This window comes from Mesorhizobium sp. CC13, from assembly GCF_039907765.1.
Classification (GTDB): domain Bacteria; phylum Pseudomonadota; class Alphaproteobacteria; order Rhizobiales; family Rhizobiaceae; genus Aminobacter.
Genome location: NZ_JARDJI010000004.1, coordinates 173,365 through 198,919, shown reverse-complemented (window position 1 = coordinate 198,919; position 25,555 = coordinate 173,365). Strand labels below are relative to the sequence as shown.

Below are 25,555 nucleotides of genomic sequence, written 5' to 3'. Positions count from 1 at the left end.
TTGTTAACCGAGCAGGCGCATCCTTTTCCTACTCGGATCGGCTCTCCTCCTCCCAAGCACGGTTCGACGGAAAACTGGGCGGTCGCCAATGACCGCCCTTTTTGTGTCTCTGGAGCAGCCGAACGTCATCGCGCCAACTGGTTTGCTTCAACCGTTGCGCTAGAATATTGGGCACCATGAATGATCCGCCCGCTGGCGATCGGTCATTGCAGGGGAGGAGCCTCATCATGGCGAGCAAGAAGGTTGCAGTCGTCACCGGCGCGGGCAAGGGCATCGGCAAGGCGGTGGCCACGGCCCTGCTGAAGGACGGATGGAACACGGTGTTCTGCGGCCGCAGCAAGAGTGGGCTCGACGACGCGATCGCCGAGGCCGGCAAGACCGACGCCAGGGCGCTGGCCGTGGTCTGCGACGTCACCAGGGCCGACCAGGTCGACGACATGTTCGAGACCATCACCGAGGCCTTCGGCCGCGTCGACCTGCTCTTCAACAATGCCGGCATGGGCTACAAGGCGAGCACGATCGACGAGATCCCGGTCGAGGCCTGGAACGACGTCGTGGCGGTCAACCTGACCGGCTCGTTCCTGTGCGCCCGCGCCGCCTTCGCCGCCATGCGCCGGCAGGACCCGATGGGCGGCCGCATCATCAACAACGGCTCGGTCTCGGCGCATGCGCCACGCCCGGGCTCGGTGCCCTACACCGCCACCAAGCATGCGATCACCGGTCTCACCAAGACGATCGCGCTCGACGGCCGACCCTTCGACATCGCCTGCGGCCAGATCGACATCGGCAATGCGCTGACCGAGATGGCCATGCCGATGACCGTCGGCGTCCAGCAGGCCGACGGCTCGATCGCGGCGGAGGCGGTGATGGACGTCGACCGCGTCGCCGAGGCGGTGGTCTACATGGCCGGCCTGCCGCTCGACGCCAACGTGCTGTTCATGACCGTGATGGCCACCAAGATGCCCTATGTCGGGCGCGGCTAGCGCATCTTGCATTCAGACCGAACCGTCTGGTGTCGCGCAGATGCGGCCAAGAAGAGCAGCTATTTCGCCAGGAACGCCTCGATCCGCTCCAGCGCGCGCAGGATGTTCTCCTCCGAATTGGCGTAGGACAGCCTGATGTAGCCTTCGCCGAGGATGCCGAAGTCGGGGCCGCCGATCAGCGCCACGCCCGCTTCCTCGAGCAGCGCCGAGGCCAGCTGCTTGGCCTTCCAGCCGGTCTCAGAGACGTTGGGGAAGGCGTAGAAGGCGCCCTTGGGCGTCACGCAGGAAATGCCGGGGATGGCGTTCAGCCCCTCGACCACGATCTTCCGGCGGTTGTCGAAGGCGCGCATCATCCTGTCGACGTCGTCCTGCGGGCCGTCGATCGCCGCGATGCCGGCATACTGGCTCGGCGCGTTGACGCAGGACCAGCAGTTGACGGCGAGCTTGCGCACCTTGTCGTAGAGGCGGCCGCTCTCGCGCCCGTTCGGCCAGATCGACCAGCCCATGCGCCAGCCGGTCATCGCCCAGGTCTTGGACCAGCCGTTGAGGATGATCAGCCGGTCGCGGATTTCCGGGAAGCCCAGCAACGACGCGTGGCTCTCGCCGTCATAGGTCATGACGTCGTAGATCTCGTCCGACAGGATCGCGACGTGCGGATGGGCTTCCAGGCCCTTGACCAGCTTGGCGATCTCGACCCGCGGCGTCACCCCGCCGGTCGGGTTGGCCGGCGAGTTGAGGATCAGCAGCCTGGTCTTCGGCGTGATCAGCGACAGCGTCTCCTCGGCCGAGAAGGCGAAGCCGTTGGCCTCGCGGGTCGGCACTGGCACCGGCGTCGCGCCGGTGAACTCGATCATCGAGCGATAGATCGGGAAGCCGGGATCGGGGTAGAGGATCTCGGCGCCGGGTTCGCCGAACATCAGGATCGCGGCGAACATGGTCGGCTTGCCGCCGGGCATGATCATCACGCTCTCGGGCGAAACCTCGACGCCGGTGGTGGTCAGCGTGCGCCGCACCACCGCCTCGCGCGTCGCCAGCAGGCCGTTGGCCGGGGTGTAGCCATGGTGGCCGTCGCGCAGCGCCTTGATCGCCGCCTCGACGATGTGCTCGGGCGTGCGGAAGTCCGGCTGGCCGATGCCGAGATTGACGATGTCGCGCCCTTCATGCAGCAGCGCCGTGGCGCGGGCCAGCACGGCGAAGGCGTTCTCTTCGCCGAGGCGGTCGAAGGCGGCGATGGTTTGGAGCATTCCGGCTATCCGTCTGGTTCTTTCGTCGAGCTTCGATTTTTGGGAGAGTGGGGCCGGCCATGTCAAACAGTTTGGAGTCTATCTTGTCCGATAACTTGCAGGAGTGGAAACCGCGGCCGCGCCCGGAACGCATCGTTCTCGACGGGCGCTGCGTCCGGCTCGAACCGCTCGACCCGGCCAAGCACGCCGACGGTCTCTTTGCGATGGCGACCGCCGAGGACGCCGAGGGCCGCTTCCGCTGGCTGTTCGACACCAAGCCCGGCGACCGCGCGGCCTTCCAGCCGTGGCTGGACAAGTCGGCGGCGAGCGAGGATCCGCTGTTCTTCGTGGTCGTCGACAAGGCGAGCGGCAAGATCGCCGGACGGCAGACCCTGATGCGCATTGACCCGGCCTACGGCGTCATCGAGATCGGCAACATCTACTGGAGCGACCTCGTCGCCCGCCGCCCGGCGGCCACCGAGGCGCAATATCTGTTCGCGCGCTACATCTTCGACGATCTCGGCTACCGCCGCTACGAGTGGAAGTGCAATGACCGCAACGAGCCGTCCAAGCGCGCCGCCGAGCGCTTCGGCTTCAAGTTCGAGGGTATCTTTCGCCAGCACATGATCGTCAAGGGCGAGAACCGCGACACCGCCTGGTATTCCATCGTCGACAAAGAATGGCCGGCGCTGAAGCGCGCCTACGACGCCTGGCTCGATCCGGCGAATTTCGATGCTGAGGGCCGGCAGAAGCGCCGGCTCGAGGACTTCCGCGCCGAACTCGGTGCCTGAGGGGCGCGGCATGCTGCCTCAATGCCTGCTTCTCGCGGTTGCAGGACGCCGCCGAGGCTTGCCAAGTGCCGTGGCATCCCGCATGCAACGCTGGCTCGGGTCCAGCGCCGGGGCAGAGAAGGAATGTCGCGGGGCCGGCACGGCTTCGCGAGGCAACGCACAGGACCGTCGTCCATGGACAGGAATACCCGCAACGCGGCCATCGCCGCCCTCTGGATCATGATCGCTTTCGGCGTGGTGGCATTCCTGATGCCCAAGATCATGCTCGCCGTCGGCGACTATTCCACCGTCGCGGCCGGCGCGATCGCGGTGTTTTTCGTCGTGGCTTTCTTCGGCGTCTTCTGGCTGCGCGGCCGCAGCCAGCGCAACAAGGGTAACTGAGATGCGCGTGCTGATCACCGGTGCGGCCGGCATGGTCGGCCGCAAGCTCGCCGCTCGCCTCGCCGCCGACGGCATGCTGGCCGGCAGGCGGATCACCATGCTCGACCTGCACGACATCGTGCCGGCGCCGGCTCCCTCCATCGACGGCGTCGCCGTGCGGACGCTCACCGGCGACCTCGCGGCAGCTGGTTCGGCGGAAGCGCTGGCCGCCGAGCGGCCTGACATCGTCTTCCACCTGGCCGGCGTCGTGTCCGGCGAGGCGGAGGCCAACTTCGACCTCGGCTACCGCGTCAACCTCGACGGCACCCGCGCCCTGTTCGATGCGCTGCGGCTCGCCGGGCATGCGCCGCGCGTCGTCTTCACCTCGTCCATCGCCGTCTTCGGCGCGCCGTTCCCCGAAATCATCCCGGACGACTTCCACCCGACGCCGCTGACCTCCTACGGCACGCAGAAGCTGATCGGCGAGGCGCTGCTTGCGGACTACACCCGCCGCGGCTTCTTCGACGGCGTCGGCATCCGCCTGCCGACCATCTGCGTCCGCCCGGGCAAGCCCAACAAGGCGGCGTCGAGCTTCTTCTCCGGCATCATCCGCGAACCGCTCGCCGGGCAGGAGGCACTGCTGCCGGTGCCGCGCTCGGTGCTGCACACCCATGCCAGCCCGCGTTCGGCGGTCGGCTTCCTCGTCCATGCCGCCGGAATCGACGGCGGCCGCGTCGGCCCGCGCCGCAACCTCACCATGCCCGGCGTCGCCGTGACCGTCGGCGAGCAGATCGAGGCGCTGCGCCGCATCGCGGGCGAGACGGCGGCGCGACTGATCCGCGAGGTTCCCGACGAGACGGTCTGGGCGATCGTGAAGAACTGGCCGACGCAATTCTCGGCCGAGCGCGCGCATGCGCTCGGATTCCAGGCGGAGCAGAGCTTCGACGACATCATCCGCGCCCACATCGAGGATGGGATGGGCGAACATGCCTAGAGCGTTTCCGCCTTTCTTCGAATCGCGGAAACGCTCTATCTCCTTGTTTTGACGCAATTCCGGACGGAAAACCGCTTCGCGCTTTTCCTGGAATCGCTCTAGGCCTCGAGGCTGGCGGCCAGGAGCACGAGCCCGAGCAGCATCACCAGTGCCGCCCCGCCGATCTCGATGGCGTTGTGGATGCGGTTGCCGGCGCGGCCGTCGCCGGCGAAGGCCACGGCCCAGTTCTTGGCCGTCACCGCCGTCACGGCGAGCGCCGAGACGGTGATCGCGGTGCCCAGCGCCATGGCGAAGACGGACAGGACGCCGCCGGCCCAGAGCCCGTTGAGGAAGGCGAAGCTGAGCACGATCAGCGCGCCCGAGCACGGCCGGATGCCCACCGCCGCGACCGCCGACCATGCCGCCTTCCAGTCGAAATCCTTGCCCTCGAGCAGCTTCGGGTCGGGCGCGTGCGAATGGCCGCAGGTGGCGCAGGCCTCGCCTTCGCCGTGGTGGTGATGGCCATGGTCGTGGCTGTGATCGTGATGGTCATGGCCGCAGTTCGCATGGTCATGGTGATCATGCGCATGATCGTGCGCGTGGGCCGCCGACAGGCTGTGCACCGGCTGTGCGCCGCGCAGCATCGGGCGCAGCTTGCGCCACAGCAGCCAGGCGCCGAACGCGGCGATCAGGGCATAGCTCACGGTCTCCAGGAACCAGGTCGCGTTGGTCATCGAAACCGAGGTGCCGCGCAGGACCAGGAACACCAGCGTCATCATCACGATCGCGGTGACGCCCTGCAGGAAGGCCGAGACGAAGGACAGCATGACGCCGCGCCTGAGCGCCACCTCGTTGGCGAGCATGTAGGACGAGATCACCGCCTTGCCGTGCCCCGGGCCGGCGGCGTGGAACACGCCGTAGGCGAAGGACAGGCCGACCAGCACCCACACCCCCCCGCCGCCGTCGCGCATCGCCTTCAGCGCGCCGGTCAGCGAGCGGTAGAACTGCTGCTGCTGGAGATTGATCCAGTTGAGCATGCCGGAGAACATGCCGGTCGAGGGCACCACGGCCTCGTTGTTGCCGATGCCGAGCGAACTCTGGGCATGCGCATATCCGGCAAACAGCGTGAGCACATAGCCGAGCGCCAGCAGCGCGAACACCAGCCGGATCGTCGTCTTCTTCACGGTCTCACCCCTTGGCCTGGCAGGTCAGTTCCAGCTTGGTGGCGAAGATCTTGCTCATGTCCGTGCCGGCGGGATCGTTGAAGAAGGCATCGGTCAGGCTCGCCTGGTTCTGGGCGATCGCCTCGTCGGGATCGGGCCGGATCACCTGGCGCGTGCAGATCGCCGGCAGGTTCGCGACCGACATGTTGGCGTCGTCGGTGAAGTCCATCGCGGTGTAGAAGGTCGGGTCGTAGACGCCGAAGTCGAGCTTGCCCGCGAGCTGCAGCGGCTCCTTCGGTTCCGCCTCGAACAGGATGATGAGCTGCTGTTCCTCGAAATTGGCCATCAGGTTGGCCGGCGGCTTCATCGCCACGTCCTTGCCGTCATGGGTCACGACCTGGAAGTAGTTGTACTCGCCGATGGATTCGAAAACGGTCTTCGACACCTCGGCCAGCTCGCTGTCGTCCAGCTTGAGGTCGGCGTTCTTGTCGAACTCCATCAGCACCGTGCTCGAGAACAGGTCGTCGAAGCGCCACAGATGGCGCAGCGCCTTGACGGTGTCGTCCGGGTTGAGCACGACGTCGAGCCGCGCCTCTGCGAAGACGTGCGGATGCACGCTTGCCGGTATCGTGGTGGCGAGCAGGGCTGCTGCTGCCAGCGCCGTCCTACGGATGTTCAGAATCATTGCACCGGTCTGGAAGTTGGTCGAAGCCGACAGTTACCAGAAAGCTGGCGAAAGTGGGACCTTCATCCCGCATGCTTGGACTCGCAGGGATGGATCTTGAACCACTGCACCAGGAAGTCGACGAAGACGCGGACCTTGGCCGGCAGGTAGCGGCGATGCGGGTAGACGGCGAAGATGCCGCCGCCCGACAGCCGGCGGTCGTCCAGTACCGGTATCAGCCTTCCCGCCGCGATGTCGGGGGCGGCGATGAAATCGGGCAATATGGTGAAGCCCAGCCCCGCCACGGCTGCGGCGCGCGCCGCCATCGGGCTGTTGACCTCCATGGGGCCGCTCACCGAAACGGTCGTGGTGTCGCCGGTGTCGCCGCTGAAGGGCCAGTTGGACAGCCAGCGGCCGTTGGTGTCGACGATGCAGGGCACGTTGGCGAGATCGGCCGGGCGCTGGGGTATGCCGTATTTCTCGATCAGCTCCGGAGAGGCGCAAAGCCTGACGCTGAAAGGCGCGAGCCGCCGTGCGATCAGCGACGAGTTCTCCAGCCGCGAGATGCGGATGGCCATGTCGAAGCCTTCCTCCACCAGGTCGACGAAACGGTCGTCGAGGTGGATCTCGAGCACGATGTCGGGGTGTTCCTTGGCGAAGTCGATCAGCGCCTGGCCGATGGGCGCGTCGGCGAAGGTGCGCGGCGCCGACAGCTTGATGCGGCCGCGCACGTCGCCCGAGGATTCGCGCACGTCGTCGGCGAGGCTGTCGACCTCGCGGATGATCTCCGAGGCGCGCCGGTAGTAGGTATGCCCCGCCTCGGTCAGCGAGAACTGGCGGGTTGTGCGGTTGAGCAGCAGCGCCCCGAGCTCGTCCTCGAGCTCGCGCACATATTTGGACAGCAGCGCCTTGGAGCGGCCGATCTTGCGGGCGGCGGCGGAAAAGCCCTCGGCCTCGACCACGTCGATGAAGGCGCGCATGCGGGTCAGCGTGTCCATGCCGTCAGTCCTTTGAGGATGTGCCGGAGGCGGCAGCGATCACGCGGCGTCCGAGCGAAACGAGCGCCAGGTCGCTGCCGGCGGGGCCGAGCAGCGACAGGCCGAAGGGGGCAGCGTCGACCATGCCGATGGGCAGCGTGATCTGCGGAAAGCCCGACAAGCCCGACAGGCACAGGAGCTTCAGAGCGCGTTCGCGATAGGCGAGCAATTCGTCATGCGAGCCGGCCGCCAGCGGCGCCGCACCCGGAACCGTGGGCAGGACGAGGAAGCCGTCGTCGCCCAGGAGCACGGCCAGTTCCTCGCGGAAGGCATCGCGCCTTGCGGTTTCGGCGTCGTAGCTCGCCGCGTCGAGGCCAGCACCGTATTCGAAGCGCTCCTTGACGCCGGGCCCGAGCTTGCGGTCGGCCGAGGCGAGCCATTCGCCGTGTTCCTGCCAGGCCTCGTAAGCCTGCACCTTGCGGAAGCACCAGTAGAGTTCGTCCAGCGAGGCGCCGAACGCGGCTGCCGGCGCGACGTCGCCGATTGCGCTCTCGGCCATCGCGCGCATGCGCTCGTATTCGGCGATTTCGGCGGGACCGGCCAGCAGCGCATCGAGCATGTCGAGCCGCAGCGGGCGGGCGAGCTCGCCCGCATGCGCATCGCCAGCAATGAGCAGCTTCGCCACCGCCTCGTAAGCGTCGATGTCCCTGGCGAACCAGCCGAAGCAGTCGAGGCTCGGCGCCAGCCGCATCGCGCCGTCGAGCGAGATCAGGCCGTGGGTGGTGCGCAGGCCGATCAGGCCGCAGAAACTTGCCGGCGCCCGGATGGAGCCGCCGGTATCGGAGCCGACGGCGATGTCGGCGAGGCCTGCCGCAACCGCGGCCGCCGAACCCGAGGAGGAGCCGCCGGTGACGCGGTTCGGCGCGGCGGGATTGACCGGGTGCGGATAGTGGGCGTTCTGCCCCATCAGCGAGAAGGCCAGTTCGTCGGTCTGGGTCTTGCCGACGAATCGCGCCCCGGCATCGAGAATCACCTGCACGGAAGGGGCCGTCCGACGCGCCGGAAGGCTTTTTTTCGCCATCTCGGGATTGCCGCAGCCGGTCACCAGCGCGGCGACGTCATAGATGTCCTTCACGGCCAGCCGAAGTCCGGCCAGCGCTCCATTTTCCTTATTTGGAACAGTGACTTGCGGAGTTTCCAGGAAGGCGTTGAAAGGGTCGGACGTCACCAGCATTGTTTGAAACCTGTGTACGATCCGCTCAACATTGTTCGATGAACCGATTTTTTCAAGGCGGGGTTTGATTTTCGATTGATTGTGACGGGCGAGGTGCATATATCCCGGCTTGCCCAAAGTCGCACGTGCCTGTGGGCGTCCCCCGATCCTCGAATGGCGAGGCAATCGGGACGGTACCCGGGAAGTAACGAGCCCGGTCGGTTCAGCGGCCAACCGCAGATCCGAGGACGCCTTGAAGCAACGACGGTGCGGGCCTTTCTGGTGTCTGCCGATCGTCCATAGATCGGGGTTACTGAAGAGGCACACCTTCATTGCCGGCAGTGCGGACGGGTCTCCCATCCAAGCCAAGGCAGACAAAGCGAGCATACGCTGCAAGGCGTTCGCTCACCGCCGCGTGACAACGCGTTCATGGTTCCGGGTTCTCCACAGGCCGGGTTCGTGGGCAGTCGTCATGCACTTTGTCCACTGCGGGACAGACCGGTCGAAGCAACGACCGCCCGCTGCTTGAGCTTTGCGCGGACAGGCCCGCGCGAATGGAGAGACCTATGGCCACTCAGCGCATCCTCGATTTCCTCGCCACCCGACGTCCGTCCGGCCCCTGCCTCGTCGTCGACCTCGATGTCGTGCGCGACAATTTTCGCGCCTTCGAGAAGGCTCTCCCCGATTCCAAGATCTACTATGCGGTGAAGGCAAACCCGGCGCCGGAAATCCTGCGCCTGCTTGCTGCGATGGGCTCTTCCTTCGACACCGCGTCGGTTGCCGAGATCGAGATGGCCATGGATGCCGGCGCGCCGGCCGAGCGCATCTCTTTCGGTAACACGATCAAGAAGGAGCGCGACATCGCGCGCGCCTTCGAACTCGGCATCCGCCTGTTTGCCGTCGACAGCGTCGAAGAGGTGGAGAAGATCGCGCGCGCCGCTCCCGGCGCCCGGGTGTTCTGCCGCGTACTGACCGACGGCGAGGGCGCCGAATGGCCGCTGTCGCGCAAGTTCGGCTGCGCGCCGGCGATGGCCGTGGACGTCCTGCGCCACGCCAATTCGCTCGGCCTCGGCGCCTATGGCGTCTCGTTCCACGTCGGTTCCCAGCAGACCGATCTGTCGGCCTGGGACCGCGCGCTGGCCGACGCCAAGATGGTGTTTGCCAAGCTCGCCGAGGAAGGCATCGTGCTCGGTCTGGTCAACATGGGCGGCGGCTTCCCGACGCGCTACCTCAAGGACGTGCCGGCGGCGCAGGCCTACGGCCAGGCGATCTTCGAGTATCTGAGCAAGCACTTCGGCAACAACATCCCGGAGACGATCATCGAGCCGGGCCGCGGCATGGTCGGCAACGCCGGCGTCATCAGGTCGGAAGTCGTGCTGATCTCCAAGAAGGCCGACAACGACAACGTGCGCTGGGTGTTCCTCGACATCGGCAAGTTCGGCGGCCTCGCCGAGACCATGGACGAGGCGATCCGCTACCCGATCGTGACCGCGCGGGATGCGGACGAGAAGTCGCCTTGCGTGCTCGCCGGCCCGACCTGCGATTCGGCCGACGTCATGTACGAGAAGGCGCCCTATCCGCTGCCGCTGTCGCTGACCATCGGCGACGAGGTGCTGATCGAAGGCACCGGCGCCTACACGACCACCTACTCGGCGGTCGCCTTCAACGGCTTCGAGCCGCTCCGATCCTACGTGATCTGACGGCTCGAAACGGCGTAAGGCGCCGGAGCCGTTCAGATCACCCCGGCGGGCGCGCTTTTCAGTGCGCATGATCCTACCTCGACCCGAGGCCTCGGATACATGCGCGGGCAGCGCCCGATCGGGTTCGCTTGTGGAACAGATCTCCGCTCGTGAAGGATCGCGGAATGAACACCGAAGAAATCGCCAAAACCTCGCCCGACATCGTGATCGTGGCTGAAACCCATGCCGACATCGCCGCGCGCGAGACCCTGCTCGACCGTGCAATGGGCCCGAAGCGGCGCAAGAAGTCGTCGGAGAAGCTGCGGCGCGGCCGCCGCCCGTCCGAGGGGCTCGCCTTCGTCGCGCGCGACGAGGCCGGTGCCGTGGTCGGCACCGTGCGGCTGTGGGACGTGCGCCTGGGCGAGGGCGGTCCGGCGGCGCTGCTGCTCGGCCCGCTCGCCGTCGACCCGGCGGTGAAGAGCGCGGGCATCGGCTCGGCGCTGATGCGCCATGCCGTGGCCGAAGCCGGACGGCTCGGCCACCGCGCCGTCCTCCTGGTCGGCGATGCGCCGTACTACGCGCGTTTCGGATTCGATGCCGACAAGACCGGGCAGCTTTCGATGCCCGGCCCTTACGAGCGCGAGCGGTTCCTGGCTCTGGAACTCGTTGCGGGCGCGCTGGACGATGCCCGCGGCGTGCTGAAGGCCGCCGGCCGCAAGCTCAAGTCGGAGCGGACGCGGCTCGCTGCCTGATCGGGATTTCCACTTCGGGCGACCTGTCGTATTCGTGCGCGTTGCGATGAAACAGAGCCGGCGCTGCGGCCGGCCTTACCCTCCCCCTTGTGGGAGGGTCGATCCGCGCAGCGGATCAGAGGGGCTGCCGTCCGTGGCGCCGCCACTCATTCCCGAACCAGGTGTGAACCGATTGCTGTGGCGACGGGCTGCGCCATGGCGCAGCCCGGGCCGCGCTGTTCGCGATCAGCCGAGCAGCTTGCTCAGGCCCATGGCGACGCTCATGTCGCCCTCGACCTTGATCTTGCCGGTCATGAAAGCCATCGTCGGGTTCAGGTCGCCGGCGATCAGCGACTCCAGGTCGTCGAGCGACAGCTTGATCGTGCAATCTGCCGGGCCGTCGGTGGTCGAAAGGGTGCCGCCGTCGATGACGATGACGCCGTCGCCGCCGGTGTCGAACTTCACCGAACGGTCGAAGCCGGAGTTTTCCACCCTGGACTTGATCTTATCCGCGACTGCCTGAATGCCCATGGCTCTCTCCTGAACCTCTGAAAATAGGGCGTCTCGCGCCCGGCCTCCCCGAACCGATCCGGCAGCGCCGGCAACGTCACGGGACTGGTTAGGCTATAGCTGGCAGTTGACGTTTACGTCAACGTAGTTTTGACGTGCCTGTGGCGGTAGTGGGGATCGCAAGGATCAGTGCGACGTCGGCGGGGGCGCGGCCTTCTTGGCGGCCTCGGCTGCCGATGTTTCGCGGCGGCGGACGGCGTTGTCGCGAATGTCGTCGGGCGTCAGGAACTCGACCTGCTCGACCAGCACCTCCTGCACGAGCTTCTCGCCGATCCGGGCGTTGATGCTGTCGCGGATGCCGTTGCGGAACGCGTCGAGGTCGAGCCGGTCGTACTGGGTGAAGTCGATCAGCGGATTGCCGTAGAGGTAGGAATAGACCTGGTCGGAGATCAGCGCGGCCGCCGGCACCGACATCTTGGCGGCTTCCTTGGGTTCGACCGTGTAGACAAGGCGCGTGAGGAAATAGCCCTGGACGCGCTGGTCCTTGAGCAGCGGCACCGAGATGACGTCGGTCTTGACGTAGTCCAGGCCGCCGAGCATCGGCTTTGCCGGGTCGACGGGCGGCTTGTTGGCCGCGGCCTGGAACGAATAGAACACCGCGCCGAGCGTGACGGCGACAATCCAGAGGGCCGCCGCGACGAACTTGATCACCGCGCCCATCCGAATTCGCTGGCCGAGTAGGTGCCGTCTGCCTCGGAGCGCTGGATGGCGTCCTTGAGCAGGCTGGCGACCTCGCCGACGGCGCTGAGGTGAGCGAGGATGGCGCGCTCGTTGGCGACGAGCTTGTCGCGCAGGCGTTCGACGCCGATCTTGAGGTCGGTCGGGAATTCCCCTTCGAGGCCCTTGGTGGCGCGGGTCAACTCGTAGAGATAACGGCTCTTGCGCGCGTTCGACGCCTTGATGTCGAAGCGGACGTCGGTGCGGATGGAGGCGGTTTCCTCGTCCACCGCGTCCTCTATGCGGCTGATGATGGTCCCGAGATTGCCGGGCATCGCGGCGCTGGCGGCTTCGGTGGCGGCCAGGAGGCCGGGCCGGTATTCGGACATTTCCGACATGTCTTACCCTCTACAATTCGGTGTCACTGGCGGCAGAGACGGCGCCGTCTCCGGCGAGAGATTGCAGCATCTGCCGCTGCATTTGCTGGAGCAGCGCCGTCGCCTGGCTGGCCTGCTGGTCGAGTGCTGCCTGTTCGGGACCGCCGGTCACGACGCCGACCGGAACGGGCTTCTCTTCCTTGACGTAGTAGTCGCGCATGACCTGCTTGGCGATGCCGATGCCGCCGCGCTCGGCGACCGTGTCGGCGAGCCGCTCGGCCATCATGGACTTCCACATGTCGCCGGCCATGCCCTGGCCGTAGACGCTTTCGGTGTTCTTCGGCAGCATGTTCTCGATGAAGGTCTGCAGCACCATCGCCTCGAAGCGCTTCATGCTCTCGGCGGGCGCCGCCTTGTCCGGCTGGCGTTCGAGCCCGTCGGTGACCGTCTCGCGCGTCAGGCTGCCACCCGCGACCGCCGGCGTCTCGCCGAGCGAGAACGTGCCGGCCGCCGCACCGGTGCGGTTCGCAAGGGCCGCGCGTGCGGCCCGGACGCCGGCCGGCTCGGCGGCCTTGGCTACGTCCAGTACGATGTCGCTGGGTGGGGAGATCGCCAAACCGGCTCGCCTCTCTCGGGTTTCGTTATCGCTGATTGTGGTTGGTCAAGCTTGCGGCAACCTTACTTGTCTTCGCCTGACCTTCTCTCAATGATTTCCAGACGTTCCCGGTCGGCGCTGTGGCGCTCGTCCTGGCGGCGGACGTCACGGTAGGCGCGCTCGACCATGTTGGTGCGGGCGGTCGCCGTCGCCACCTTGGCGGCCTCCACGCCGGCGAGGCCCATGCTGAGCTGCTGCCTGGCAAGTGCTGCCGAGATGCGCTGGTGATAGAGTTCCGGAAACAGCTGCGGCATCGGGCTGTCGCCGCCGAAGGCTTCCGTCAGCGCCTGCGCCTCCGTACCGGCCGCGACGGCCTGCGCGACAAAGCCGGCGTGACGGGTCTCGTGCAGCGCCTTGAGCTGTTCCTGGACCTTCACCAGCTTCTTCAGCCTGTCCCTGCGCTGGGTCATTCCTATCTCCCGATGGTGATGTCGACGAAGCCGTCGGCAAACAGGCTGAGCATGGTGCCCAGGCCGAAATAGATGAGCACCAGGCCGCCGGCGACGACGAAGGGCAGCGAGATGAAGTAGACCGGGATCTGCGGCGTCAGCTTGTTGACGAAGCCGATCGTCAGGTTGACCAGGATCGCATAGGCGATGAACGGGCTGCCCAGCCTGAGCACCACCATGAAGCTTTCGGCGAGCGTGTCGGTGACGTCGACGAGGGCGGCCTGGGGATTGAACAGCATGTTGACCGGCGCGACCTTGTAGGAGGCGACCAGCGCGCGGATGACCTCGTGGTGGAAGTTGAAGACGAAGAGCAGCATCAGCGCCGAGAACGAAATGATCGATGCGAGCGCCGTCTGCGGCTCGTTCTCCTCGATGGCGCTGCCGCCGATGCCATTGAAGCCGATCAGCATGGCGATGGCCGAGCCGATGAACATCAGCGCCAGGATGTAGAGCCGCGCCATCAGGCCGATGAGGCCGCCGATCAGCAGCTCGGAGGCGATCATCGGCATCAGCACGCCGGGGCGTGGGTCGACGAAGGGCGCGATCTGGTCCCAGAGGTGGACCAGCAGCCCGCCGGTGGCGGCAAGCGCCACGAACAGCCGGATGTGCAGCGAGACGCGCGCGCTCGACAGGCCGGGCATCAGCATGAAGCAGGCGCCGATGCGGCAGAAGGCGAGGAATGCCGCAAGGACGAGACCTTGCGCGGCGGCGTTCACGAGATGGTCCCGAGCACGCGCAGTTCGACGCCCTTGGCGATCTCGACATGGCTGAGCACCGGCAGGGTCGGGAACAGCCGTTCGATGATCATGCGGACATAGGGGCGCGCGTCCGGCGCGGTGACGATGACGAAGCGCTCGCCGGCCTCGAGATGGGTGCGGATCGCCTTGGACGCGTCCTGGCCGAACTCCTCGAGCTGGCGCGGGTCGATGTCGAATTCGCGCACCTCGCCCTTGGCGTCGCGCTTGAGGCTCTGGTGGAAGGCGAGGTCCCAGCGGTTGCCGAGGCGCAGCACCTTGAGCGCGCCGCCTTCGCTGAGGTCGCCGCAGATCTGCTGGGCCATGCGGATGCGCACGTGCTCGACGATCTGCTCGGTGCGGCGCACATGCGGCGAGATCTCGGCGATGGCCTCGATGATGAGATGCAGGTTGCGGATCGACACGCGCTCGGCGAGCAGCAGCTTCAGCACCGCCTGCAGTCCGGGATAGGTGATGTGCGAGGAGCAGATCTCGTCGGCGAGCTTGCGGTATTCGGGGTCCTGGCGGTCGAGCAGCGCCTTCATGTCCTTGTAGGACAAGAGCTGCGGCAGGTTGTTGCGGATCACCTCGGAGAGGTGGGTGAGCAGCACCGACATGTTGTCGGCGAAGGTGAACTGCTCGCGCTTCAGATCCTCGGCGAAGGAATCGAGCACCGAGAAGGCGCGCATGCCGAAGGCCGGCTCGCGCACCTCCTCGCCGGGAATGTCGGGCATGGCGCGCGAGCCGAGCAGCACCATGAGTTCGCCGACGCGCATCTGGTACTCGGCGACGACGGTGCCGTGAATCTTGATCTGGTAGCTCTTGGGCGGGATCGAGAAATCGTCGGTGAGCCGCACCTCGGGCACGACGAAGCCGTACTGGGTGGCGAACTTCTTGCGCATCTTGGCCATGCGGAAGGCGAGTTCCTGGTGCGACGACAGCAGCCGCGTGGACAGTTGCTTGCCGATCAGGAGCTCGATCTCGGCGGTGGCGAGCGAGGCCTTCACCGAATTCTTCTCCTCCTCGACCTTGGCGTCCTCGGCCTGCTTCTTCTCGGCTTCGGCGGCGGCGACGCGGCGGTTGTGGCGCAGCGGGATGATGTAGCCGAGCGCGGCCATGGCGGCCGCCAGGGTGACGAAGGGGAACATCGGCAGGCCCGGCATCAGCGCGAGCAGGAGCAGCAGGCCGGCGGCGACGTAGAGCGCGCGCGGATAGGCGCCGAGCTGGCCGAAGACGGCCTGGTCGGCCGAGCCGCGGGTGCCGCCCTTCGACACCAACAGGCCGGCGGCGAGCGAGACGATGAGCGCCGGGATCTGAGTGACCAGGCCGTCGCCGACCGACAGCTTGATGAACACGTCGGCGGCTTCGCCCATGCCCATGCCGTGGCGGAAGTAACCGATGGCGATGCCGCCGACGATGTTGATGGCGGTGATAATGAGGCCGGCGACGGCGTCGCCGCGGACGAATTTCGAGGCGCCGTCCATCGAGCCGAAGAAGGAGCTTTCCTCCTCCAGCTCGCGACGGCGGAGCTGGGCCGTCTTGTCGTCGATCATGCCGGCCGAGAGGTCGGCGTCGATCGACATCTGCTTGCCCGGGATGGCGTCGAGGGTGAAGCGGGCGCCGACCTCGGCGATACGCGTCGCACCCTTGGTGATGACGATGAAGTTCACCACGATGAGGATCAGAAAGACGATCAGGCCGATGACGAAATCGCCGGACATCACGAGGTTGGAGAAGCCGGAGATGACGTAGCCGGCGGCCGCCGTGCCCTCGTTGCCGTGCGACAGGATCATGCGCGTGGTGGCGATGTTGAGCGACAGGCGCAGCATCGTCGCGATCAAAAGCACGGTCGGGAAGGACGAGAAATCGAGCGGCCGCTGGATCCACAGCGCCACCATCAGGATCAGCACCGAGATCGCGATGGAGAAGGCGAGGCCGATGTCGATCAGAAAGGCCGGGATCGGCAGGAACAGCACGGCCAGGATGACGACGATGCCGAGCGCGAAGAAGACGTCGCGGCCGTTGCCCTTGGGAGCGCCTATCGCCGATATGGATTCGCTGATCGCCATGACTTACCCGATCGAATGCCGCCGCGACCCATGCCACGGCCGCCTGACCCTAGTGCTCCAAGCTTGCGCGAGGGTGGGAGAGGGGGGCGTCGTCACGCGCTGCCTCGGGCGACCTCGCACCGATCCTCATGGGGCTGCCACGCCTCATCCTTCCCACCCCCCTCTGCCCTGCCGGGCATCTCCCCCGCAAGGGGGGAGATTGGCAGCTTCGGCGTCTCACCCTTTTCTGCCTCTCCTCAAGGTCGGGACCTTGATGAAGGCCCAATCTCCCCCCTTGCGGGGGAGATGGGCGGCAGCCCAGAGGGGGGTGCTGTCCCGCAAGCCTATCCGCACCTATCCATTGCCACGCTCGCTTTCGCGCCTGGCCATTGTCAAAGAACACTCCCTTTGCGGGAGGTGGTTCGGGAAGCGGGGCGCGCGGCCGAGCCGTCCGATAGATTGATACGTGGCGCGAACCCCGCGCCCCGCCCGGTGTCTGTCCCTCGGTCGGCCGGTCACAGGTCCGTCCCACGGTCTTTTCGTGGCCTGAACCCGCGGCTTCTCCGCATCCTCCGGCACCCGCCATTTGCGGCGCGCGCCGGACGACGCCGGCCTGTCGACGGGCCCTCGGAGCCACGGCTACCGCAGCCGTGGCGGGAGGTCACCGCCGCCCTTCCTGACACCCGGTGCGCACCAGGTCCCGACAAGGGCGATGGCACAAGAATACGGGAGGTTTTGCAGGGGGTGGAAAAACGCGCCGGTTTCTCCACGCCGATTGCTGACAGAGTTCCTGACAAATCAGTTCGGGGCAGGGCCGTTCCCGAGATCCAGTTCCCAGGTCTGGCCGACAAGGTCCTTGCCGAAGGAATGGTGGGGCGCCTCGTCGACGAGCCTGAACCCGGCGCGTTCGTAGAGGCGCCGGGCCGCGGCAAGCACGCTGTTGGTCCAGAGCACGAGCCGCTCGTCGCCGACGGCGCGGGCGCGCTCGATGCAGGCGTCGACGAGCCGGGCGCCGACGCCCACCCCACGCGCTTCCGGCTCGACATAGAGCAATCGCAGCTTTCCCAGCCTCGGCCGGTCGCCGCGCACCAGGAAGACCGATCCCACCACGCGGCCGTCGATCTCGGCCACCCATGCCGCGTCGTGGGCGGGGTCGAAGGACTGCACGAAATCGGCCAGGATGCGCGCGGCGAGCGCCTCATAGTCGCCGTTCCAGCCATATTCCTCGGCATAGAGGACGGCCTGCCGGTGGGTGATCCAGCCGAGGTCGCCGGGTTTCGGGTCGCGCAGCAGCATTTCGCGGGCACTCGCAGGTTCGAATATCCGAGTGATGTCCTTGACGGCCGAGACCAGGCCCTTGCGCTGATCCGGCGGCAGGCCGTCGAGCAGGGAGCCCATCGCCTGGCGCGCGCTGCGCTCGAGCCCGGCGAACGCCTTGCGTCCGGCGGCCGTCAACGAAACCGGACGCCGCCGGCCGCCCTCGGGATGGCCTGCCGTCTCGACCAATCCGCGACCGGCAAACCGCTTCAGCGTGCGGCTGAGCTGGCCCCGATCGAGGTCGAGGGCGCGCATGACCTCGGCCGCCGTGGGGGGCGTGCGATGGGCCAGCTCGTAGAGGATGCGCGCCTCGGTCAGCGTGAACGGGCTCTTGTCGAGGTGGGCGTTGAGCAGGCCGAGGCGACGGGTATAGAGCCGATTGAAGGCGCGAAGTGCGGCTATGTCGGGGTGTTCGTCGGTCATGTGCGGTTGTCCGGTATGTGTTGACCAAGTCAACAATGATTTGTTGATTGAGTCAACACGAGGTTGGGAGGCGGAGTTGCGACCGGCGCGGTACCCCCACCCCTAACCCCTCCCCACAAGGGGGAGGGGGATTCTGTGGCCCGCCGTCACGCACCAACTGGCGAAGATTTTGGCGACAACGGCGGCGAGCACGTCCCCCTCCCCCTTGTGGGGAGGGGTAGGGGTGGGAGTATTCACAGACGATGCGGCTGAACGGTCGTCGGCGTCTCATTCCTTCCCACCCCCCTCTGGGCTGCCGCCCATCTCCCCCGCAAGGGGGGAGATTGGCAGCTCCGCCGTCACGGCCTGGAAGAAAATTGTCCCGCCGTGGAGAAGCTGTCCACGTGCAAAGGGGGCATGGCATGGATCCTGGGGTCTCCGCGACGGCGCTGCGCGCCTCGCCGCCCCGGGATGACGACCGAGTGCCTCAGCCCCTTCAATGCAGGTCGATCGGGCCCTTGGGGGTGACGACGGCGGCGGCGAGGGAGGTGGGGCGCTCGATGACGCGGCGGACGCGCGGCGGCTGCGGGCCGCTGTGCAGCGCCCGCAGGCGGTCGCCGATCTCAGCGTCGGCATGGGTGGCGCGCTGGTTGTGGCGGACATATTCGAGCCAGGTTGGGGTGTGGTAGCTCTCGACCCAGACCTCCGGATTTTCGATGTCGCGGGCGAGCGTCCAGTGGCGGGCGCCGTCGCGGCGGCGGACGCGGCGGCGTTCGGCCATGGCCTCGAGGAAGGCCGGCACGTCCTCCTCGCGGATGATGAACTCGATGGTGATCTCGATGGGGCCGCTGCGCGGCTGCACGTCGAGCGCCAGATGCGGCTCGCGGAAGCGGTTGAGCGGGTCGAGGTTGAGCACGGTGTGCTCGGGCAGCGGCAGGAAGAGCCCGATGGCCGCGCCGACCAGCATGACGAGGCCGGCGGCGACCAGTGCCGCGGCAGGACCCTGGCCCTCCGCGACGAGGCCCCAGACCCAGCTGCCCAGCGCCATGCCGCCGAAGGTGGCCATCTGGTAGATCGACAGCGCCCGGCCGACCACCCAGCGCGGCGTCGACATCTGCACCGAGATGTTGAAATGCGACAGCGCCAGCACCCAGCAGGCGCCGCCGATGAGCAGGCCGGCGCTGGTCAGCCAGGCGTTCGAACTCCAGGCGGCGATCCAGCTCGACAGGGCGAAGCCGATGAAGGCCGAACGCACGATGGCCTCGCTCGACATGCTGCGGCGGATGCGGCCGCTGATCAGCGCGCCGCCGACTGCGCCGATGCCGAAGGCGCCGAGCATGATGCCGTAGGTGAGCGGGCCGCCGGCGACGAGGTCGCGCGCGACCAGGGGCAGCAGCGCCTGGATGACAACCGCGGTGAAGCCGAAGGTGAAGCTGCGCAGGAGCACCTTGCCGATGTTGGGCGACATGGCGATGTAGCGCAGCCCGGCGCCCATGGCCTGGCCGAGCGTCTCGCGCGGCAGCGTGCTCCCGGGATAGTCGGGGCGCCAGCGGAACAGGACGAAGATCAGCGCGAAATAGCTCAGCGTGTTGACGGCGAAGGCGGCCGCGGCGCCGGCCGCGGCGACGATGATGCCGCCGATGGCCGGGCCGACGCTGCGCGTCATGTTGAAGCCCATGGAGTTGAGCGCGACCGCAGCCGGCACGACCGGGCGGGGCACCATGTCGCCCACCGAGGCCTGCCACGAGGGGTTGTTGAGGGCGGTGCCGCAGCCGATGAGGAAGGTGAAGGAGAGCAGCAGCCAGGGCGTGATCAGGCCGAAATAGGCGACCAGGGTGAGCAGCGCCGAGACCGCGAGCATGAAGCACTGGGCGGTGAGCATGACGCGGCGGCGGTCGTAGCTGTCGGCGAGTGCGCCCGAAGCGAGCGAGAACAGCATGATCGGCAGCGTGATCGAGGCCTGGACCAGCGCCACCATGTCGGAGGAGGTGGCGATCGAGGTCATCAGCCAGGCGGCGCCGACGGACTGGATCAGGCCGCCGAAATTGGAGCCGAGGCTTGCGAACCAGACCGAGCGGAAGATGCCGTGCTTGAGTGGCTCGAGCGCCGAGCCCTGCTCGATCTTGTGGTCGTCCATGCGCCACAGCCGGCCCAGCCGGCTGTCCTCGTTCTGAATCGCGTTCGGACGACTAGACCACGATCGGGCGGCGGGGTGAACCCATTTGTCGGCCGCTGCATGGGCCAGCGGGACCGCTGCTGCGGGCCAGCCGCGTCAGAAGCCGGTTTCGATGCGCTCGAAGATGACGTTGGTGAAGGACGAGATCTGGGCGCCGATGAACGGGCCGGTGAGTGCGGTGACCAAAAGGATCGCGACGATCTTGGGCACGAAGGTGAGGGTGATTTCCTGGATCTGGGTCAGCGCCTGGACGAGCGCGATGCCGACGCCGACCAGCATGGCCACCGCCACGGCGGGTCCCGAGGCGGTCAGCACGGTCCAGATGGCGTACTGGACCAGGTCGAGGGCATCGGCCTCGTTCACGCCGGCGTGGCCTTGATCGAGACCCCGGGATTGATGACGACCTGCTTGCCGTCGGTGAGAACGGCGACGACGCCGTCCTTGAACAGGCGCACCTCGGCGACGACGCCGGAGGTCTTGCCGTCCGGCGAGGTGACCGTCCGGCCGATCAGCGCGTCGGCCTGGGCGAGCGCCGAGCCCTGCAGGATCTGGTCCAGCCGCGAGTTCATCTGCACCGACTGCTCGACCTGCGAAAAGGTGGCGAGCTGCGCCACGTATTCGGTCGAGTCCATCGGCTTGGTCGGGTCCTGGTTCTTCATCTGCGCGACCAGCAGCTTCAGGAACGAGTTGTAGTCGACCTGCGCCTTGGACGCCGCCGACTGGGTGCCCGAGGCGGTCTTGGTGCTGGTGCCGACGGGCGGGGTCGTGGTGTAGTCGATGGCCATCAGAATGTGCCTCCGGCGGCGACGCGTGCTGTCGGCTGCTCGGCTTCGGTGCCGGCCATGACGCGCCGTTCGAGGGGATAGAGCGAACGTATGGTCCTGAGCGCCTCGTAGACGTGATCCTCGGCGACGAGGCGATCGACGTGCTTGAGGCTCGCCAGGATCTCGGGGTCGTCGAAGGTGGCGAGCAGCAGCGGCAGCGAGCGCCGGAACATGTCGCGCGCATCGCCGGCGCCGTCGGGATCGATCAGCATCACCTGCAGGATGAAGTAGAGCTGGCGCAGCGGCGTCGACGCCTGCTCGGGCTGCAGCACGTGGCCCTCGAGCAGGAACTGCACGTCGTTGAGCAGCTCGAGCGAGACCTTGCGGTCGACGCGGATGACCGCGCCGTTGACGTAGATCTTCTCGTTGGCCTTCAGCGAGATCTTCAGGGTGTTCTTCATTGGATGCCGTCGCGGATGATCTGCGAGACTTCGATCAGGCCGTCGAAGCTGTCGCGGCGGCCCTGGCGAATGTCCTCGGCCTCGCGCAGGAGCCACAGGCCGATGGAGATGAGGTTGGCGCGCAGCTCCTTGGGCAGGGCGTTCTCGGGGTTGCCGAGGTCGTCCATCAGCGAGGTCCAGATGCGGTTGGTGAAGTTGAGCGCCTCGACGGCCTCGCGCGACTTGGGGCCGGCCTCGTTGGCCTTGATCAGCAGCTCGACCGAACGGCTGAGCAGCTGGCGTTCGCGATCCCGCGCGTCGGCGACGGAATCGGTCTGAATGTCGGCATAGGAGAATTGATACATATGCGTCTCTTTGGCTTGCCGTTCAGGACAGGTAGTTGAGGATGCTCAGCTGCTGGATGCGCGCGGTGATGGCGTAGGACTTCTCGATCTGCGAGAGCAGTTCCGAAACCCGGTTCGAGGCCCGGTAGGGATCGACGCCCTCGGTGTCGAGGATGTGGCGCTCGAACAGGTCCATCTGCATCTTGATGCGGTCGGTGGCGCTGCTGACGCGCTGCTCGATGATACCTGTCTGCGCCTCGAGCTGGCTGATCTCGCCGATGGCGGCGCCGATGGTCGAGACGGCGCGGTTGACCAGCGCTTTGCGGGCGGCATTGCCGACATTGCTGTCGAGCAGGTCGCCGACCACCGCCGACATCATGGCGATCTTGCGGATGCCCTCGTCGTTGGCGCTGACCGAGGTTTCGGTGGTCTCGTTGAGCGTGATGCGGCTGGTGATGCCCTGGTCGGTGGCGTTGGACCAGGTGCCCTGCCAGCCGGCGCCGAGGAACATCGGCTCGACGACGGTGGTGAGGAAGTCGTCCATCTGGGCGGCGGTGATGCCCTGGGCCGCGGGATCGTCCTTGGCGAAGGTGAAATAGCCGGCGAAGGCCGCGTCGAAGGCCGCCTTGGCGGGCGAGCCCGGCTCGAAATCGTTGAGCGGCCTGACGTCGGTGTTGGTGCCGGCGAACAGGTATTCGCCGTTGAGGCTGGTGTTGAGCACCGAGGTCAGCGTGTCGAGCGTGCTGCGCGCGCTCTTCTGGGTCAGCGCGTAGGCCGCGTCGCCGGAGGCCGAACTGGTGAGGCTCGACAGGAACGACTGGGCGGCGTCGCCGATCTGGATGAGGCCCTTCTGCGTGGCGGCCAGCCGCGACGAGACCAGCCCGTTGGAATCGACGATGCCGGAAAGCCGCTCCAGGTCGCGGTTGAGGGTGACCGACTGGGCCGTGCGGGCGCCGAGCGCCAGCCCCCTGTCGGCGACGAAGCCGGTGGTGGCCTCCTTCTGAACCCTGGTCAGTTCGGCCTGCTGGCGCAGGATCGAATAGCGCAGTGCGCTGGAGACCGCCGAGGACGAGACGAAGGTGGTTTTCATCGACTACCTCACCGCCGCGAGCAGGGACTGCAGCATGTCGTCGACCGCCTTGATGAGGCGCGCCGAGGCCTGGTAGGCCTGCTCGAGATCGAGCAGCAGCGACATCTCGACGTCGACATTGACGGCGGTCTCGTTGGACAGCGCCTCGGCGGTGCGCACGGCGAGCGCCTCCTTGGTTTCAGAAGCGGCCGAGGCCTGCTTGCGCATGCCCTCGAACCAGCCGATGGCATTGGTGGTGAAGTCGCTGAGGCTCGAATTGGTGCTGATGCCGGCCGCCGGATCGAAGGCCATGGGCTCGCCGATGCGATCGCCATAGGCGATCAGCAGCTCGGCGTAGGAGGCGTTGTTGGACGGGTTGCGGTTGTAGGCGGCGCCGTTGATGCCGCCGTCGCGCAACAATTTCGGATTGCCGCCGGCGAGCGGATCGACAGCCAGGCTGAGGCTGATCGAGCCGGCGAGGCCGTTGACCAGCGTGCCGGCGGGCGGCACGGCGGGCGAGCCCGGCCAGGTGAACAGGCCGGTGGCGTCGGGCGATCCGGCCGCCGTTTCGCGGAAGGCGGTGATGAGGCCGCGGGCCGTCTCGTCGAGCTGCGCCTGCATGGTGACGGCGACGCTGTCGCGCAGCTGCAGCATGGCGGCGAGCTTGCCGGCCGCGTCGGTGTTGGCGCCGGTTCCGGGCTGGAGCGGCACGCCGTCGATATAGACCTTGTTGCCGGGCGCGCCCGGGGCGTAGCCGGCCGAGGGCGAGAAGCTGACGGCGCGCGGCACGGTCTCGAACAGCGTGATGCCGTCGGTGGTCGTGATGACCATGTCGTTGTCGCCGCGGGTGAAGGTCGAGACCGGCACGATCTCGGATATCTGCTTCAGGATCGCATCGCGCTGGTCGAGCGAATCGTTGACGTCGCGGCCGGTGCGCGTGCCGGCCATGATGGCCTTGTTGGCCTGCTCGAAATCCGAAAGCAGCTTGTTGAGATCGTAGACGGCGGTGGCGATGTCGCCGTCGGTGCTGGTGCGGAAGCTCTGGATCGCGTCGCTGCCGTCGTTGAGCGTGCGCACCACCTGGCGGGCGGCGTCGATGGCCGCCACGCCGAGGTTCTGGTTGGAGGGGGCGGCGGAATAGAGCTGCATCGCCTCCTGGAACTTGCCGAGCACGGTGGCCGGCGAGGTGGCGTTGTCGCTGCCGTTGACGTCGAGCGTAAGCCGCTGCAGGCCGGCGAGCAGGGTGCTCTGTCCGGAGAAGGAGGCGAGCGCCGAGAGGTTCTGCCGGAACAGCAGGTCGTTGGTCACGCGCTGGATCGCGACCACCCGCGCGCCGGGGCCCGTGCTCGAAAGCAAGGCCGTTCGGCGCGCATAGTCGGGGTTCTGCGCTTCCGAGACGTTGCGGGAAACGGTGCTGGTCTGGCGCGAGGTGTTCTGGAGCGCCGATTGGGCAATGCTGAGAGCAGACGTCAGGGACATGCGCAGTCTTTCGCGGGCCTAGGGCCCGTCAATCCTATCTCTTCAGGTTGACGAGGATATCCATGAGGTCCGCACCAGTTTGGAAGACCTTGGAATTGGCGGTGTAGTTGCGTTGGGACTCGATCATGTTGGTGAGTTCCTCGGCGATGTCGACATTCGAGTTCTCGAGCGCGCCCGAGACGATCTTGCCGCTCTTGCCCTCGGTCGGCCAGCCGATGCTGATGGCGCCCGAATCCGCGCTCTGGCCGAAGACGTTGCCGGAGATGACGGTCAGCTTGTCGGGGCTAGGCACGTTGGCCATGGCGATCGAGAAGATCGCCTTCATCGAGCCGTTGGCGTACTGGGCGTAGACGGTGCCGTCCTTGTCGATCTCGATGCGCTCGATCTTGCTCAGCGGGCTGCCGTCGAGCACGGCCTTGGAAACGCTGTAGGGCGCGTCGGCCTGGGTCATGCCGGACAGGTCGATGGTCAGCGGGGCGCCGCCCGGCACCGTCAGGGTGATGTCGGTCGCACTGCCCGCGGCAAGCTTGCCTGCCACGTCGAAATCGAGCGTCTCGGTGCTGAGGGGGCCGCTGGCATAGGGGAAGCCGCCGCCGGCTGCCGCCTGCGCCTGGTCGAACACCGCGACCTCCCACTCGCCGGCCGCCGTCTTGGTGAGGTAGACGTCGAGGATGACCTGGCCGCCGCCGCTGTTGTAGGCGACGAGCGAGGATTTGGCGGTGTAGGCCGGCGTGGCGCCGCCCGCACCGTTGGCGGACGGCAGGTTTGCCGCGGCGACGGCGGTGGCACTGCTCGGCAGGTTGGCCGCGAACTTGCCGTTTTCGCTGGCGGCCCATTGCGGCGTGGTGTCGTCGATCCTGATCGGCGCGATGTCGCCGGGGTTGACCGGCGCGTCGGGACGCGGGCCGTTGGCGAGGTCCCAGCCCAGCAGCCTGTAGCCGGCGGTGTTGACGAGGTAGCCGTCCTTGTCGGGCACGAAGGCGCCGGCGCGTGTCAGGAACGAGGTGCCGCTCGGGTCCTGGACCACGAAGAAGCCGTCGCCGTCGATGGCGAGGTCGGTCACCGAGGTGGTGTACTGCAGCGCGCCCTGCTTGCTGATCGAGTTGATCACCGTGGTGGTGACGCCGCCGGAATTGTAGCTGCCGGCGGTGCTGGGCAGCACCAGCGAGGAGAACTCCGTCGAGGCGCGCTTGTAGCCGGTGGTGCTTGAATTGGCGATATTGTCGGCGACCGTCGAGAGCCGGTTTGCCTGGGAGTTCATCCCCGACACGCCGGTCCGCATCATTCCGTAGAGGCTCATCGATGGTCTCCCCAAAT

The 25,555-nt window shown here is 67.0% G+C and carries 27 protein-coding genes; 6 read left to right on the top strand and 21 right to left on the bottom strand.

Features of this window, described 5'->3' with window-relative positions:
- Nucleotides 1-227: 227 nt before the first annotated feature.
- Entirely contained in the window at nt 228-983 is a 756-nt protein-coding gene (locus PV773_RS08880; RefSeq protein WP_347966001.1) for an SDR family oxidoreductase, read from the top strand.
- A gap of 59 nt (nt 984-1,042) precedes the next feature.
- Here the strand turns inward: PV773_RS08880 and PV773_RS08875 are convergent, their stop codons facing one another.
- Nucleotides 1,043-2,227, bottom strand: coding sequence for a pyridoxal phosphate-dependent aminotransferase (locus PV773_RS08875; protein WP_347966000.1), 1,185 nt, complete (start codon nt 2,225-2,227; stop codon nt 1,043-1,045).
- Between the two features lie 83 nt (nt 2,228-2,310).
- Between PV773_RS08875 and PV773_RS08870 the strand changes: the two genes are divergently transcribed.
- The 3 genes from PV773_RS08870 to denD all read left to right on the top strand — a co-directional run bounded on the left by PV773_RS08870 (nt 2,311) and on the right by denD (nt 4,351).
- The gene (locus tag PV773_RS08870; protein WP_347965999.1) at nt 2,311-2,997 is read left to right on the top strand and encodes a GNAT family protein; all 687 of its coding nucleotides are present in this window, start codon (nt 2,311-2,313) and stop codon (nt 2,995-2,997) included.
- Nucleotides 2,998-3,171: 174 nt separating this feature from the next.
- On the top strand, nt 3,172-3,378 hold the full coding sequence (locus PV773_RS08865) for a hypothetical protein (protein ID WP_347965998.1): 207 nt from the start codon (nt 3,172-3,174) through the stop codon (nt 3,376-3,378).
- 1 nt (nt 3,379) lies between these two features.
- Nucleotides 3,380-4,351 (top strand): D-erythronate dehydrogenase, encoded by a 972-nt coding sequence (denD, locus tag PV773_RS08860; RefSeq protein ID WP_347965997.1) that lies wholly within the window; start codon nt 3,380-3,382, stop codon nt 4,349-4,351.
- Nucleotides 4,352-4,449: 98 nt separating this feature from the next.
- On the opposite strand, the gene PV773_RS08855 is transcribed toward denD, so the two are convergent.
- From PV773_RS08855 to PV773_RS08840, 4 genes are all read right to left on the bottom strand, one after another.
- A complete protein-coding gene (locus tag PV773_RS08855) occupies nt 4,450-5,514 on the bottom strand; it encodes a nickel/cobalt transporter (protein ID WP_347965996.1) in 1,065 nt (354 codons plus the stop codon).
- A 4-nt stretch (nt 5,515-5,518) separates the two neighbouring features.
- Entirely contained in the window at nt 5,519-6,178 is a 660-nt protein-coding gene (locus tag PV773_RS08850; RefSeq protein WP_347965995.1) for a DUF1007 family protein, read from the bottom strand.
- A 62-nt stretch (nt 6,179-6,240) separates the two neighbouring features.
- Nucleotides 6,241-7,155 carry a LysR family transcriptional regulator gene (locus PV773_RS08845; RefSeq protein ID WP_347965994.1) on the bottom strand — a complete coding sequence of 305 codons (915 nt, stop codon included), beginning with the start codon at nt 7,153-7,155 and terminating at the stop codon, nt 6,241-6,243.
- 4 nt (nt 7,156-7,159) lie between these two features.
- Nucleotides 7,160-8,368 (bottom strand): amidase, encoded by a 1,209-nt coding sequence (locus PV773_RS08840; protein WP_347965993.1) that lies wholly within the window; start codon nt 8,366-8,368, stop codon nt 7,160-7,162.
- 545 nt (nt 8,369-8,913) lie between these two features.
- On the opposite strand from PV773_RS08840, the gene odc2 reads away from it, so the two are divergent.
- Nucleotides 8,914-10,047: an ornithine/lysine decarboxylase gene (odc2, locus tag PV773_RS08835; protein ID WP_347965992.1), complete on the top strand. Its 1,134-nt coding sequence runs from the start codon at nt 8,914-8,916 to the stop codon at nt 10,045-10,047.
- Nucleotides 10,048-10,211: 164 nt separating this feature from the next.
- Entirely contained in the window at nt 10,212-10,778 is a 567-nt protein-coding gene (locus PV773_RS08830; RefSeq protein ID WP_347965991.1) for an N-acetyltransferase, read from the top strand.
- Nucleotides 10,779-11,003: 225 nt separating this feature from the next.
- Here the strand turns inward: PV773_RS08830 and PV773_RS08825 are convergent, their stop codons facing one another.
- The 16 genes from PV773_RS08825 to PV773_RS08750 form a co-directional block, all read right to left on the bottom strand.
- Complete coding sequence (locus tag PV773_RS08825) at nt 11,004-11,288, bottom strand: SCP2 sterol-binding domain-containing protein (protein ID WP_347965990.1); 285 nt, start codon at nt 11,286-11,288, stop codon at nt 11,004-11,006.
- A gap of 165 nt (nt 11,289-11,453) precedes the next feature.
- A complete protein-coding gene (locus PV773_RS08820) occupies nt 11,454-11,978 on the bottom strand; it encodes a hypothetical protein (RefSeq protein ID WP_347965989.1) in 525 nt (174 codons plus the stop codon).
- Nucleotides 11,975-12,382 carry a hypothetical protein gene (locus PV773_RS08815; protein ID WP_347965988.1) on the bottom strand — a complete coding sequence of 136 codons (408 nt, stop codon included), beginning with the start codon at nt 12,380-12,382 and terminating at the stop codon, nt 11,975-11,977. Before PV773_RS08815 ends, PV773_RS08820 begins: the two co-directional genes overlap by 4 nt.
- A gap of 10 nt (nt 12,383-12,392) precedes the next feature.
- Nucleotides 12,393-12,977, bottom strand: a complete 585-nt coding sequence (locus PV773_RS08810; protein ID WP_347965987.1) for a rod-binding protein — start codon at nt 12,975-12,977, stop codon at nt 12,393-12,395.
- Between the two features lie 62 nt (nt 12,978-13,039).
- A complete protein-coding gene (locus tag PV773_RS08805; RefSeq protein ID WP_347965986.1) occupies nt 13,040-13,426 on the bottom strand; it encodes a hypothetical protein in 387 nt (128 codons plus the stop codon).
- 2 nt (nt 13,427-13,428) lie between these two features.
- Entirely contained in the window at nt 13,429-14,181 is a 753-nt protein-coding gene (gene fliR, locus PV773_RS08800) for a flagellar biosynthetic protein FliR (RefSeq protein WP_347965985.1), read from the bottom strand.
- Nucleotides 14,178-16,268 (bottom strand): flagellar biosynthesis protein FlhA, encoded by a 2,091-nt coding sequence (gene flhA / locus PV773_RS08795; RefSeq protein ID WP_347965984.1) that lies wholly within the window; start codon nt 16,266-16,268, stop codon nt 14,178-14,180. The genes fliR and flhA overlap by 4 nt, the downstream gene beginning before the upstream one ends.
- A 777-nt stretch (nt 16,269-17,045) precedes the next feature.
- Nucleotides 17,046-17,987 (bottom strand): helix-turn-helix domain-containing GNAT family N-acetyltransferase, encoded by a 942-nt coding sequence (locus PV773_RS08790; protein ID WP_347965983.1) that lies wholly within the window; start codon nt 17,985-17,987, stop codon nt 17,046-17,048.
- 475 nt (nt 17,988-18,462) lie between these two features.
- Nucleotides 18,463-20,103 (bottom strand): MFS transporter, encoded by a 1,641-nt coding sequence (locus PV773_RS08785; protein WP_347965982.1) that lies wholly within the window; start codon nt 20,101-20,103, stop codon nt 18,463-18,465.
- A gap of 135 nt (nt 20,104-20,238) precedes the next feature.
- On the bottom strand, nt 20,239-20,505 hold the full coding sequence (gene fliQ, locus PV773_RS08780) for a flagellar biosynthesis protein FliQ (protein ID WP_340036707.1): 267 nt from the start codon (nt 20,503-20,505) through the stop codon (nt 20,239-20,241).
- Nucleotides 20,502-20,927, bottom strand: coding sequence for a flagellar hook assembly protein FlgD (gene flgD / locus PV773_RS08775; protein WP_347965981.1), 426 nt, complete (start codon nt 20,925-20,927; stop codon nt 20,502-20,504). The genes fliQ and flgD overlap by 4 nt, the downstream gene beginning before the upstream one ends.
- Nucleotides 20,927-21,367, bottom strand: a complete 441-nt coding sequence (flbT, locus tag PV773_RS08770; protein WP_347965980.1) for a flagellar biosynthesis repressor FlbT — start codon at nt 21,365-21,367, stop codon at nt 20,927-20,929. Before flbT ends, flgD begins: the two co-directional genes overlap by 1 nt.
- Nucleotides 21,364-21,711 carry a flagellar biosynthesis regulator FlaF gene (gene flaF, locus PV773_RS08765; RefSeq protein ID WP_340036710.1) on the bottom strand — a complete coding sequence of 116 codons (348 nt, stop codon included), beginning with the start codon at nt 21,709-21,711 and terminating at the stop codon, nt 21,364-21,366. The genes flbT and flaF overlap by 4 nt, the downstream gene beginning before the upstream one ends.
- A gap of 22 nt (nt 21,712-21,733) precedes the next feature.
- Entirely contained in the window at nt 21,734-22,780 is a 1,047-nt protein-coding gene (locus PV773_RS08760) for a flagellar hook-associated family protein (RefSeq protein ID WP_347965979.1), read from the bottom strand.
- A gap of 3 nt (nt 22,781-22,783) precedes the next feature.
- The gene (gene flgK / locus PV773_RS08755) at nt 22,784-24,238 is read right to left on the bottom strand and encodes a flagellar hook-associated protein FlgK (protein ID WP_347965978.1); all 1,455 of its coding nucleotides are present in this window, start codon (nt 24,236-24,238) and stop codon (nt 22,784-22,786) included.
- Nucleotides 24,239-24,272: 34 nt separating this feature from the next.
- The gene (locus PV773_RS08750) at nt 24,273-25,538 is read right to left on the bottom strand and encodes a flagellar hook protein FlgE (RefSeq protein WP_347965977.1); all 1,266 of its coding nucleotides are present in this window, start codon (nt 25,536-25,538) and stop codon (nt 24,273-24,275) included.
- Nucleotides 25,539-25,555 lie beyond the last annotated feature (17 nt).